This window comes from Kitasatospora sp. NPDC059646 (assembly GCF_042734615.1).
Lineage (GTDB): Bacteria > Actinomycetota > Actinomycetes > Streptomycetales > Streptomycetaceae > Kitasatospora.
This window is the reverse complement of the sequence record NZ_JBHWDS010000057.1, coordinates 1-11,955: the sequence shown is the minus strand read 5'-3', so window position 1 is coordinate 11,955 and position 11,955 is coordinate 1. Positions and strand designations below refer to the sequence as shown.

The 11,955-nt window shown below is 70.9% G+C and carries 12 protein-coding genes; 4 read left to right on the top strand and 8 right to left on the bottom strand.

Going from position 1 to position 11,955, the window contains the following annotated elements; genetic code table 11:
* Positions 1 to 387 precede the first annotated feature (387 nt).
* Positions 388 to 1,086 carry a CBS domain-containing protein gene (locus tag ACFV1L_RS30295; RefSeq protein WP_380371847.1) on the top strand — a complete coding sequence of 233 codons (699 nt, stop codon included), beginning with the start codon at positions 388 to 390 and terminating at the stop codon, positions 1,084 to 1,086.
* Positions 1,087 to 1,115: 29 nt separating this feature from the next.
* On the opposite strand, the gene ACFV1L_RS30290 is transcribed toward ACFV1L_RS30295, so the two are convergent.
* The 3 genes from ACFV1L_RS30290 to ACFV1L_RS30280 all read right to left on the bottom strand — a co-directional run bounded on the left by ACFV1L_RS30290 (position 1,116) and on the right by ACFV1L_RS30280 (position 3,968).
* Entirely contained in the window at positions 1,116 to 1,778 is a 663-nt protein-coding gene (locus tag ACFV1L_RS30290) for a putative PEP-binding protein (protein WP_380371844.1), read from the bottom strand.
* Complete coding sequence (locus ACFV1L_RS30285; protein ID WP_380371921.1) at positions 1,775 to 3,310, bottom strand: PEP/pyruvate-binding domain-containing protein; 1,536 nt, start codon at positions 3,308 to 3,310, stop codon at positions 1,775 to 1,777. The genes ACFV1L_RS30290 and ACFV1L_RS30285 overlap by 4 nt, the downstream gene beginning before the upstream one ends.
* 100 nt (positions 3,311 to 3,410) lie before the next feature.
* Positions 3,411 to 3,968: a flavodoxin domain-containing protein gene (locus ACFV1L_RS30280; RefSeq protein WP_380371842.1), complete on the bottom strand. Its 558-nt coding sequence runs from the start codon at positions 3,966 to 3,968 to the stop codon at positions 3,411 to 3,413.
* A 361-nt stretch (positions 3,969 to 4,329) separates the two neighbouring features.
* Between ACFV1L_RS30280 and ACFV1L_RS30275 the strand changes: the two genes are divergently transcribed.
* Positions 4,330 to 4,824, top strand: coding sequence for a hypothetical protein (locus tag ACFV1L_RS30275; protein ID WP_380371839.1), 495 nt, complete (start codon positions 4,330 to 4,332; stop codon positions 4,822 to 4,824).
* 671 nt (positions 4,825 to 5,495) lie between these two features.
* Here the strand turns inward: ACFV1L_RS30275 and ACFV1L_RS30270 are convergent.
* Positions 5,496 to 5,819 carry a hypothetical protein gene (locus tag ACFV1L_RS30270; RefSeq protein ID WP_380371837.1) on the bottom strand — a complete coding sequence of 108 codons (324 nt, stop codon included), beginning with the start codon at positions 5,817 to 5,819 and terminating at the stop codon, positions 5,496 to 5,498.
* Between the two features lie 360 nt (positions 5,820 to 6,179).
* Between ACFV1L_RS30270 and ACFV1L_RS30265 the strand changes: the two genes are divergently transcribed.
* Both ACFV1L_RS30265 and ACFV1L_RS30260 read left to right on the top strand, forming a co-directional pair.
* Entirely contained in the window at positions 6,180 to 6,422 is a 243-nt protein-coding gene (locus ACFV1L_RS30265; protein WP_380371835.1) for a hypothetical protein, read from the top strand.
* Positions 6,423 to 6,771: 349 nt separating this feature from the next.
* Complete coding sequence (locus ACFV1L_RS30260) at positions 6,772 to 8,058, top strand: M20 family metallopeptidase (RefSeq protein WP_380371833.1); 1,287 nt, start codon at positions 6,772 to 6,774, stop codon at positions 8,056 to 8,058.
* Positions 8,059 to 8,517: 459 nt separating this feature from the next.
* Here the strand turns inward: ACFV1L_RS30260 and ACFV1L_RS30255 are convergent, their stop codons facing one another.
* From ACFV1L_RS30255 to ACFV1L_RS30240, 4 genes are all read right to left on the bottom strand, one after another.
* Positions 8,518 to 8,850: a hypothetical protein gene (locus ACFV1L_RS30255; protein ID WP_380371918.1), complete on the bottom strand. Its 333-nt coding sequence runs from the start codon at positions 8,848 to 8,850 to the stop codon at positions 8,518 to 8,520.
* A gap of 83 nt (positions 8,851 to 8,933) precedes the next feature.
* Positions 8,934 to 9,536 (bottom strand): hypothetical protein, encoded by a 603-nt coding sequence (locus ACFV1L_RS30250; protein WP_380371830.1) that lies wholly within the window; start codon positions 9,534 to 9,536, stop codon positions 8,934 to 8,936.
* A 21-nt stretch (positions 9,537 to 9,557) separates the two neighbouring features.
* The gene (locus ACFV1L_RS30245) at positions 9,558 to 9,965 is read right to left on the bottom strand and encodes an STAS domain-containing protein (RefSeq protein WP_380371916.1); all 408 of its coding nucleotides are present in this window, start codon (positions 9,963 to 9,965) and stop codon (positions 9,558 to 9,560) included.
* 63 nt (positions 9,966 to 10,028) lie between these two features.
* Complete coding sequence (locus tag ACFV1L_RS30240; protein WP_380371827.1) at positions 10,029 to 11,075, bottom strand: amidohydrolase family protein; 1,047 nt, start codon at positions 11,073 to 11,075, stop codon at positions 10,029 to 10,031.
* Positions 11,076 to 11,955 lie beyond the last annotated feature (880 nt).

Here is an 11,955-nt window from a genome sequence, read left to right as displayed (position 1 = left end):
CAGCCTCGCAACAACGAGCAGCCGCCCGGAAACGGCGGCCTGTCGGCCCGCCCCCTGCGGCTCTCCCTTGCTCCCTCTCCTTGCCCACGGCGCCGGGAACCGGACCACCAAGTGGTCCTGCCCCTGGCATGGTGCAGGGCGACGGCATCGGCGTCGCGGCGGGCCGTTCCGGGGGCGGGCGCCCTGGACGATGACGCGGCCTCCGATCGGGGCTCTCCTTTTCCCGGGGCACGCCTGTCCGTGACGGTCTCGGTCTCCCCGGCGGCATCCACCGGGCATCCGTGTGGGCCGCCGGGACCGGCCGTGGGGACCGGTCGGCCCTGTCCCGGTGCCGGTGGTCGGGCCGATGGTGGAGGTGGGGGACCGACCGGCGGAGGAGTGAAGACCATGCAGCACCGCAGTGTCGCCGAGCTGATGACCCGTGAGGTGGTGACGGTCCGGGCAGACACCTCGTTCAAGGAAGTCGCCGCCCTGTTCCACCGCAACGACATCACCGCCGTGCCGGTGGTCGACGGCCAGGACCGGCCGGTCGGGATGGTCTCCGAGGCGGACCTGCTCCGCAAGGAGGCTGTCCTACCCGATCCGGAGGACCGCCACCCGGGCCGCTGGCTGCGGCCGGAGGAGCAGGCCCGCGCGGAGGCGGAGACCGCCGGCGGGCTGATGACCAGCCCGGTGGTGACCGCGCGGGCGTCGTGGAACGTCGGCGAGGCGGCCCGGCAGATGGACCGCCACCGGGTCAAGCGCCTGCCGGTGGTGGACGAGGCGGGCCGACTGATCGGCATCGTCAGCCGGGCCGACCTGCTGCAGGTGTTCCTGCGGCATGACGGCGCGATCCGCGAGGAGATCGTCCACGAGGTCCTCGGCCGCGCCTTGTGGCTGGCCCCGGACACCGTCGGCGTCGCCGTCCAGGACGGCGTGGTCACCCTTGCCGGCCGTCTCCCCCGCCGCAGTCTGATTCCACTCATCGAGCGCCTGTGCCGCGGAGTCGACGGCGTGGTGGCCGTCCACCAGTCCCTGGACTGGACCGAGGACGACACCCGGACCGCGTTCGAGCACCCCCACGCCTACCGGACCGGCGGCAGCTGAACGTTCGAACGTTCAAGGGCAACAATGCGTCAACTGCTGCCCTCCGCGTCGGCCACGCACTGCTTGACGGCGGCGAAGCTGTCCGGCGCGACGGAGACCGAGTCGATGCCGCAATGCACCAGGAAGCGCGTGAACTGCGGGTCGTTGCTGGGTCGTTGACCGCACAGGCCAACGGGGCGGCCAACACTGTGGGCAGCAGCGACCAGGTGCTCGATGGAGCGGGTGACGGCGGGGTCGGTCTCGTCGAAGAGGTGGGAGAGCAGATCGGAGTCCCGGTCGACACCCAGCGTGAGCTGGGTGAGGTCGTTGCTGCCGATGGAGAAGCCGTCGAAGCGTTCGGCGAACTCTTCAGCGAGCACGATGTTGGAGGGGACCTCGGCCATCACGTACACCTTCAAGCCGCCCCGCCCGCGCTCCAGTCCGTTGGCGGCCATTTCGGCGAGCACCCGGTCGGCCTCCTCCGGGGTGCGGCAGAACGGGATCATCACCACGAGGTTGGTCAGGCCGATCTCGTCACGGACGCGGCGCAGCGCCCGGCATTCCAGCGCGAAGCCTTCGCGGTAGCGGTCGTCGTAGGAGCGGCTCGCGCCGCGCCAGCCGATCATCGGGTTGGTTTCGACGGGTTCGAAGGGTTGGCCGCCGAGCAGGCGGGCGTACTCGTTGGTCTTGAAGTCGCTGGTGCGGACGATCACCGGGTCGGGGCGGCGGGAGGCGACGAGCGGGGCAATTCCCTGGGCGAGCCGGTCGACGAAGTACTCGGTGCGGTCGGGCCGGCCGTCGGTGAGGGCGTCGACGGCCCGCCGGTCCTCGGGGACAGGCGCTCCGGATGGACCAGTGCCATCGGGTGGATCCGCACCTGGTGGGCGACCACGAACTCCGTCCTCGCCAGGCCGACGCCGTCGGCGGGCAGCTGCCACCAGCGGAACGCGGCGGCCGGGTCGGCGAGGTTCAGAATGACGCGGGTGCGGGTCCGCAGGAGCGCGCCGAGGTCGGTCTGCGTCTCCTCCCAGTCGACCCGGCCGGCGTAGACGTGGCCCTGCTCGCCCTCGGCGCAGGAGACGGTGGCTTCCTGGCCGTTCGTCAGGACGCGGGTGGCCCGGCCGGTGCCGATCACTGCGGGGGCGCCGAGTTCGCGGCTGACGATCGCGGCGTGCGAGGTGCGTCCGCCGTGATCGGTGACGATCGCCGAGGCGCGCTTCATCAGGGGTTCCCAGTCGGGGTCGGTGATGGTGGTGACCAGGACGGCTCCTTCGGGGAAGCGGGCGATCTCGTCCGGGGCCGACAGTGCGCACACCGGGCCGCGCCCGACCGCCTGGCCGACGGCGAGGCCGTCCACCAGCCGCTCGCCGGTGCCGGTCACCCGGTAGTGGCGCAGCACCGCGCCGGACCGCCGGGACTGCACGGTCTCCGGCCGGGCCTGGACCAGGAACAGTGCGCCGGTCCGGCCGTCCTTGGCCCATTCGAGGTCGATCGGGCAGCCGTAGTGGCGTTCGACGGCGACGGCCCACCGGCCGAGCGCATCGAGGTCGGTTTCGTCGAGGACCCGGGCGGCGCGTTCGTCGGCGGTGGCGTCGACGATCCGGGTGGAGCCGCGCTCGTCATCGACGGCCTTGCGGCGCTTGGCGCCGACGCTGGCCCGTAGCAACGGAACGCGCGCGGCGCCGGCGTCGAGCAGGGGCTTGTACAGGAGGTACTCGTCGGGGTCGACCTGTCCGCCGACCACGGTCTCGCCGAGCCCCCAGGCCGCGCTGATCAGCACCACGTCCGGGTAGCCGGTCTCGGTGTCGAGGGTGAAGGCGACGCGGGCGCTGCCGAGGTCGGAGCGCACCATCAGCTGCACGCCGACGGAGAGGGCCACCGCGAGCTGGTCGTAGCCCAGCCGCCGCCGGTAGTCGATGGCCCGGTCGGTGAACGGGGAGGCGTAGCAGCGCCGGCAGGCATCCAGCAGGGCGGGGATCCCCCGCACGTTCAGGAAGGTCTCCTGCTGCCCGGCGAAGCTGGCCTCGGGGAGGTCCTCGGCGGTGGCGCTGGAGCGCACCGCGACGTCCGGGTCGCTTCGGCCGGTGGATTGCGCCAGCCTGCGGTAGGCCTCGGCGAGTTCAGCTTCGAGTTGCAACGGCAGCGGAGCCGCCAGGAGGGCGGCCCTGATGGCCGCTCCCACCTCCGGCAGCAGCGTGCCGTACTCCTCCAGCCGACCGAGTTGCTCCCCGACCCGCTGCCGCAGGCCGGCGGTGTCCAGGAATTCGCGGAAGGCGTCCGCGGATCGCCGACTTTCTCGCGCCGTTCGAGGCGTTGCGCACCGAAGGGCGGGTCCAACACGCCGTTCAGACCAACCCGGGTTCGTGCAGGCGGGCGGCGATCTCGCGCGCCCAGTGGTCGACCGCTCCCCAGTCGCGGTAGTCCCCGTAGCGCAGACCCATCGCCCGGAACTTCGCGCGCCCTGCCCGCGACAGGTGTTCTGGTCCGATGACGCCGGAGAAGAGCCGGTGCCCCAGGGGGTCGATCTCGGCGATCAGGTCGCCGATCACGTGGCCCTCCTCCTTGCCGACCAGCGCCTTCCACGGGCCCCGCAGGGCAGCAGGCATCCCCACCGAGAACAGCCACACCTTCCGGTGTGCCAGCACGTCCGCGTTCGTCCGGACGAACCGCCTGGCGGGTGGCAGCCAGGCCATGTTGTGGATGGCGCTGCCGACCACGTACCCGTCGTACCCGGCCGGTTCGGACACCGCCTCGACGTCGAGCGCGTCGGTCTCGCAGCCGTGCTCCCGCAGGCGGGTGGCGATGCGCTCGGCGATACTGCGGGTGGAACCGTGGACGCCGGCCTGGGCGACGAGGACCCGGACCGTGCCATGTCGTCCGGTGGGCTGCGCAGCGGATGTCACAACCGCCAGTCTCACCCACCGCAGGTCCGCTCGCGAACGCCCGGCACGAGGCAGCTCGTTCAGTCCGCCGGAGTCGCAGAACCGCAGCCGGGCGGGTCCGGCACCACCGCGGCCGACCGGTCGCCGATCTGGGCGGCCAAAGCCCTGCGTAGGCGCGGAGCGCCCGCCAGTCGGCGGCGACCCGGTGGGCGGCCGAGCGCGCGGAGGCGTGACAGTGTCCGAAGCCGAACGACGGGCCCTGACGGCCATGAGCGGCAACCGTCGCCCAGGCCCGGCCCGGAGCCACGTCCGCGGCCCCGTCACGGTCGTTCGCTGCGGCTGACGAGCCCGAAGAAGAGCCACGCCCCCAACGGAGCCACCCGTGAACACACTCCCCCCTCCGGTTCCCGAGAACCTCTCGGCATGCATCCGATCGGCCCGGAAGTGGACGCACCGCCTGCCCGAGGAGATCTACGGGACCACCGTGACGATGCGTCGCTACAACGTCGCAGCCGTCCTCGTCAGCGCCGTCACCAGCGTCAGCGTCTGGCCCCTCATCGCCCACAGCTCCGAACTCTGGGCACAGGTCGTGACGAGCGTCTTCACGTTCCTCGCGGCCGTACTCGGCGCCGTGCCGACCGCTCTCGGCATCCGCGAGCGCCAGAGCCTCCTCATCCAGCTCAGCCGGCAGATGGGCCCCGTCTACGGCGACCTGCTCGACGCCCGGGACGAACTGCGGAACGGAACCACCACCTACGACAAGATCCGCCCCCTCATCAACACCTTCGACCAGCTCCGCGCCCAGGTGGTGGAACTCGGAATCGCCTCGGAAGACGCAGACAGCGAAACACCCGGCCCCGACTCCGCTCAGGCGTGACCGCTGCCGCCGCTTCTGATGGTTCATGAGCACGGCCTGCACGATCGATGACCTCATGGACTGCCGGACGCGGCCGACGAGGCGCACGCTGTGGGCGGCGCGGCTGCGGCCCGCCGCCGCTCGCGGCGTTCCACCACCAGCACGGCCACCTCGCTATCGGGGCGAGAGCCGTGGCGGCTGGAGCACGAGTGGAACTGCTCGTGCCGCCGCCTGCTCGCCTACCTGGAGGCCGCGGTACCCTCGACGGCCCCGTCAGCCGCACCGGAGCCGCCGACGACTCCGCCTTCCGGCCCGGTGCAGCCCAGCAGGGGCGGAACCTTGTTACCCGCTACAAAAGACCGCCACCAGTCACCTCGCCGCACTTCACATCGCAGCCGTCTTCATCTGGTCAACATGCTCATGACAGTGCTGCCGCGGCAGCGGGTGAATACCCTGTCCGGGCCACCCGACCTGAGCATGCCGTGGGCGCAAACTTGTGCGCCTTTGACGGACGGCGGAAATCGTAGGCAGACGAGATGCCACGAATTTGGCACCAGCATCAGAGCTCTTGAGTCAATGTCCCGTCGGACGATGCTGCAGTCACCAACCTCCACGAAAGGCGAGACAGTGGAGACCAAGATCGTGACGGTCAATTTTCCGCCCTCCACGCAAACCTCCCGGACCGCCGAAGTTCAATGGGGAGGAGGCGGCAGGTGCTCGGAGTGATATTCCTGCGAGCGTTTCACTTTGAGTACACCAACCACCGTCATTTCGTCGATGCCGGCCTCATCGAAGTAGACCTTGAGGAGCTGAGGGACTTTGTCGGAGGGCGCTGCTATGCGCAACTTCGCGACGACACCGATAACACTCGGGAATGGCCAGGCCGGGTCAAGGCGATTGCAGTATTTGGAATTCCGGAGCCCACTGAAGCCATAAGTGTCTGACACGGCACAGCCGCCGAACCGACGGATCACCTGGGTCGTGACGGCAGCGGCCGGTGCCGACACGGGCGTCAACCCGACAGTGGACAGCGGACAGCGGGGCCGACGCCGGTAGGCCACCGCCGGCCCCGTGCAGCAGCGCGGGGCCTTCAAAGCGACAGGAACTCCAGATCTTGGCTGGCCGAGATCCCGCGTGCGAAGACACGCACCCTGCACCAGCCGTACGACGGGTGGCCCCGGCTGCGTCGAGACCGGCACGGCGCGGGCCGCGGCGGCGGTGATCTGCTCACTGGCCGAACTCGACCGGGCCGTGGACGCCGGAGTCGAGCGGGCCGGCGCCGCCGTCGAACGGGCCTCGGGCCGGGAGGTGGTGCCGGGCGGGGACGGCTGGAGGAGGAGCTGGCCTACGGCCTGTCGGCCGGCGTCATGGGCGGCATGTTCGTCGAGGCCCCGCCCGAGCTGTCGATGGGCGGGCGGATCGGGCTGGTGGCGGTCTGCGCGCTGGCCGCGGCGGTGCTGAACGACTTGGAGCGCGAGCTGCCGGCGCTGGCCGCCACGACGGACGCCGCGGTGGCCGTCGGCCGGGCATCATGCCCGGAGAACGATGGAGACGGGCAGAGACAGGTGGGACGGACGGGTCAGTATGCGCTCCCACCAGAGGAGACGGGGTGTCGATGACACAGACAGCACAGATGTATCGGGTCAGATGGGGTGACCGGGCGCAGGGAGGTGGTGATCTGCCTCCACGTGTGCCAGCGGCCGGTGCAGAATTCCCCGGTCGCGGCCGGTTGACGGGGGCAGCTGGCGGCGAATATGACAGTTCGTAGTCAACGGTGGTCTCGGTCGCAAGATCCCCGTGCAGCTCTGATCGTGTTCATCATCTGCTCTCCGAACGGGCCGGGAACGGGCCGGGTGCGATGGGCGGATCCGGGCCATGCGTGTTCGTCCGGGCGAACTGGCCGCGTCGCCTACTCCCAAGCGCGCTGTTAGCCTCCGGTCAAAGCGCCCCGAGTCTCCGGGAGGCCCCATGACGGTCCCTGGCTACGCCGACCTCGACCGCCTCTGCGATGGTGTCGCCGACCAGGTGATTGCCTGGCGCCACCACCTGCACCAGCACCCCGAGCTGTCGAACCGCGAGACGGCCACCGCCGCGTACATCGAGGACCACCTGAGGTCGCTGGACCTGGACGAGGTGCGCACCGGGATCGCCGGCCACGGCATCGTCGGTGTGCTGCGCGGCGGCAGGCCCGGCGAGCGGGTCGTCGCACTGCGCGGGGACATTGACGCGCTGCCGGTCGAAGACCTGTCCGGGGTGCCGTTCGCGTCCACGGCGGTCGACCCGGATTACCCCGGCGGCCCCTTCCCCGTTGCCCACGCCTGCGGCCACGACTGCCACACCGCGATGCTCATGGGTGCCGCCACCGTCATGGCGGGAGTGCGCGAGCAGCTTGCCGGCACCGTGCTGTTCGCCTTCCAGCCCGCCGAGGAGGGGCCGCCCGTCGACGAGCAGGGCGGAGCGCGGGCGATGATCGACGCGGGGGCGTTCACCGACCCGGCCCCCACCATGGTGTTCGGCATGCACGTCGCCCCGCTGCCCAAGGGCTACGTCGGCTACCGGGTCGGCAACCAGTTCGCCGCTTCCTGCCTGGTCAAGATCATGATCACCGGTAAGCAGGTCCACGGCTCCACTCCCTGGCAGGGCGTCGACCCGATGCCCGCCGCCGGCGCCGTGATGACCGGCATCGGCCAGCTCTACCGCCAGCTCCCCGCCTTCGACCCCGTCACGGTGACCATCGGGCACATCGAGGACGTCGGCCGGTTCAACATCATCGGTCAGAGCGTCACCCTGTGGGGCACCATCCGCTGCTCGGTGGAGACCGACATGGCGGACGTGCAGAAGCGGCTGCGGACCCTGGCCGAGGGCACCGCCCACGCCTACAACTGCACCGCCACCGTCGACTACCTCCAGGACGTCCCCGCCGTGCACAACCGCCCCGAATGGGTCGACGCCGGCCTGCCCGTCTTCCGCCGGGTCGTCGGCGGCGACCACGTCATCGGGACCCCGCCCACCCTCGGCTACGACGACGTCTCCGAACTGGTCAACAGGTACGGCGGCCTCTACGTCCTGCTCGGCGTCCAGGACGCCGAGTTCGGCCCCGACGGCGAGGTACGCCCCACCCCTGGCGGACGCGGCCTCGCTTTCAACCACAGCCCCCGCTTCTACGCCGACGACGACACCCTCGTCACCGGCGTCCGCCTGCACGCCCACACCGCCTACGACCACCTCAACGGGACGCTGGTCCCGCACCTGTGACAACTGCCGGCAGCCCACTCCACTCTCCGCCGGCCGCGTGACGTCGGGAACAGCGCCCCGTCACCGGCTCGAGTCAGCCGACCCGATGTTCGGCGGCCCCGTCAGCGGCGACACAGCGCCGAAGCCATCGATCCGGGTCCCGTGTGCGCTGCGACACCAGCCCGCCGTCGCTCACAGCCTCAATCGCAACTGGCCGTCCCGGGAATTCCTGGCGGCCGCTGTCACACCTGTCTCCGTCTCCTCGGCGGTCTGTCTCCGGGGCGGCTGACCCGTCTCAAGGAAGTTTGACGGCGTCTCAGCGAGTTCGACCAGCCCTCTGCACGGCACCTGCCGGTATCGCCGCTGAACGAGACCTCGGCGGCGGGGATGACGAGGTCTCCGTGTCGTGGTGGAGCGGAAGTTCGCGGCGCTGCCCACCGGGTCCGGGCTCGTTGATGTCCATGTCGGTGTCTTCTCGGGTCAGCGGGGTTCGATGTCCGCCCGGGCGATGCCGGTCAACTCGGTGGTGAGGCCGGCGGCGCGGTGGCCGTGGTCCTTGAAGTAGTGCTCCTGGAGGGCGCCGGCGAGGGTGCGCTTCTGCTCGCTCTCGCCGGCGCCGCGGGTGGCGTAGAGGCGGCGGGCGACGTCGCCGGGCAGGTACTCGGTGCTGTGGCGCGAGCGTGGGTGGTGGGTGGGGCCGGCTGCGGAGGTGCAGCCGTGTCGGGCCTGGACGTGGAGGGTGAAGCCCTGCTGTTCGGTCTGGCGGCGCACGCGGTGCTGGACGCCGGCCTGCCAGGTGGGGCGGACCTGTATGACGACCGCGGCTACGTCGTCCTCGGCGCCGTCACGGCAGCCGCACTCGTCATCCGGCTCCGCTCATGGTCGCCAGACATTGCCTAGTCCTCGATCCGGGAGCCGGGCAGGAGCAGCCCGTCCGGGCCGCAGACCTCGATGCGCAGGTCGAACTCCGAGCGCAGGGCGGCGGCCTGCTCCGTGGTGGCCAGCAGGTAGTGGTCGTCGTCGTAGCGGTGCGGGCTCACCAGGCGGTGGAAGACCCGCGGGTCGTCGCCGCCCGGGGCCAGGTCCTGGATGCTCGTCTCGATGGCGCCCAGGTCGAGGTAGTCGTCCGACTCCTGCTGGATGTCCCAGCACTTCGCCACCCCGTTGACCTTGAAGCGCAGGTCCCGCCCCTCCTCGGGCTCACCGACCAGGTCCACCTCGGTGACGGTGACCGCCCCGCCGGCAAGTCGCTGGGCCTCCCGGAAGATGCCGCGGTAGCCGTACTCCGCGAAGTCGACGTCCTCGCTGTGGGCCTGGACGACCGCCTCGCACAGGACCGTCACCGAGATCAGGTCCCGGGCCAGCCGCTTCGGCGGCAGCTCCGGCCAGTCAGCGGCGCTCGCGATCGCCCGGTCTGCCGACTCCCGGGTGGTGAGGCCGAATTGGTGCAGCCGCTCGGCCAGGCGCTGGCAGGTGTTCATCCCCGTGTGCTTCCGCATGCCACGAACAATGACAGGCCGTCATGACACCCCGGGGGCACCGGAACGCGGGGGCAGAGCTTGAGATCGGTCAGGTGCAGGACGGTGGTGCCACCGGCCCAGTTGTCGGTCGGTCCGCGGTAGGCCAGCGCGGCCGGGGACACGCTCGGCCACGACGAAGACCCGGTCGGTCCAGGTGACTTCGAGCAACCGACGCAACTGCCGGCCCGACGCGGCCAGCACCAGCGGGACGTCGCACCGGTTGCAACGGGCACGCAGCAGCTCGTTCAGCCCGCTCGAATCGCAGAACCCCAACGCGGACAGGTCCAGCACCACCACCGGCGGCCGGTCCCCGATCTCCGCGTCCAGAGCCCCGCGCAGACGCGGAGCACCCTCCCAGTCCAACTCCCCGACCAGGCCCAGCACCCGAGCGGACCCGGGAGTGCGCAGGACGGTGGTGCGGAACGCCGAACCGGCATCGGGCGAGAGCCGCTCGGGATCGACGTGTGACCTTCAGGCTATGACCCGGCCGCGAAGGATGATGCGGCTGGGGTGGGCCAGAGCGGAAGGATCGAGTGTGGGGTCGGTGTCGTAGGCGACGAGATCGGCGGGGGCTCCGTCAACCAGGCCGGGTAGGCCAAGGTAGGAGCGGGCCGACCAGGAGGCTGCGCCCAGCGCCGCTTCGGGCGGTAGGCCCGCACGGATCAGCCATTCGATCTCTGAGCTGACGGTGCCGCACGGGAAGCTGTCGGTGCCGGCAAGGATCGTGACACCGGCCTCGTGTGCGGCTCGCACGTTGGGCAGCATCGCGTCCCATCCGGCCAGCCACCAGTCTCGGCGGGCGCTTGGTTCGGCGGCCCGCCGCCGGTCGGCTTCGGACCCGAAAACGCTGAGCGTGGGGACGAACGCGGTGCCTCGGCTCGCCATCCGATCGATCAGGCTCGGGTCCAGGTGCATGCCGTGCTCCAGGCTGTCGACGCCGGCCAGTACGGCGTTGCGACTGCCCTCGCTGGTCTGGCAGTGCGCGGCCACTCGGCCGCCGATCGCGTGGACGGCCTGGACGACAGCAGTGAGGGTGTCGAGCGGAAGGGCGGGTTCGTCAGGCCTCCAGTCCCCGATGACCTTGCACCAGCCCGACGACGCAGTGGCCTCCTCCAGCGCGGCGCGGACCAGGTCGGCCTCGCTCACGTCTCTCCCGACCCCCGGGAAGAATCGACCGGGGGTGGCCAGCCAGCGTCCGGCCGAGTGGACCCGAGGCATGTCTGAGTCTTCGTCCACCCAGTCGGGGATGCGGGCTGCGGAACCGGGCGTGCGTACCAGCAGCACTCCGGCGTCGCGGTGATCGGTCAGGTGCCGCCGAAGTGTCGCGTCGCTGAACGGGGCGTCGATGCTTTCGCTACCGGGATGTGTATGGGCGTCGACCAGGCCGGGCAGCAGCCAGCCACCGTCAATGACGAGGTCGGCATCCCGGGCAGCCCCGGCCCTCAGCTGGTCACCGTCGATCCAGAAGGATCGTTCCTCTCGCTCGGGCAATACGACGCCGCGCACTTGAAGCACCACCAGTGGCCCTCCCTGCCAAGCTGCCTGCTTGGTCGATCTCGCTGATCCCATGAGGGACCGCGGCAGGATAGCCGGTATCAAGCAACGGCACCGCTCCGCCGAACTCCACGCCGGCAAGCTCACGCGGCCGCGGCCCGGCGACCGCCGTGCGGCCGCCCCCGCACCGGACTTCCGTCGCGGGCGGCCACGGGCGTGGCCCGGTGCTCAGGCTCCGCAGGCCGTGTCGTCGACTCTCGGATAGTGGGTGGAGTCGTTGACCTGGTACGAGCGCAGGCCGCCGATGGAACCCCCGTTGCGTCCCGCGCAGACGTGGCGGCCGGAGCAGTTGTCCTTCTGATAGATCCGCGGTGCGGCCGCTGTTGTTGATCACGGAGCTTCCGCCTCGCGCAACGCCGGGGCCGGGTATTCACTGCGTCCGCGGTGTCTCCGGTCGCGGGGGCATCACGGCCGGTGCACCGGCCCGCCGGCCCGGACAGGACGCAGCGGGCCGGCCCCGCTGCGTCCTGGTGCCGCCACGGGAAGCCCTGCCCTGGGGTAAGGGCCAGCCGACCGCGCCCGCGCCTGCGAGGTGTTCGCCGCCGATCAGTGCAGGGCAGGGCCGCACTGCCATCTACCTGCGAAGGAGAGAACACCGCGAGGAGGGGATCGCACGCGTGCGGTCGGCCACAACCGCACGAACTGCTGGCGGTGGGGGGAAGGAGCCTGGCTGACGGCTGGGACGGGGACGCCGATGGTGTCACTCGTGCGAGCGAAGGCACTCACATAGGTCGTGCACGAATCCGATCAGAAGCGCAGGGGACTGTCTCACGAACGGAGCCACTCCATGCGCCGAATCAGCACCGCGCTCACCACCCTGACCGCCCTCGCCGCCGTGTCGGCC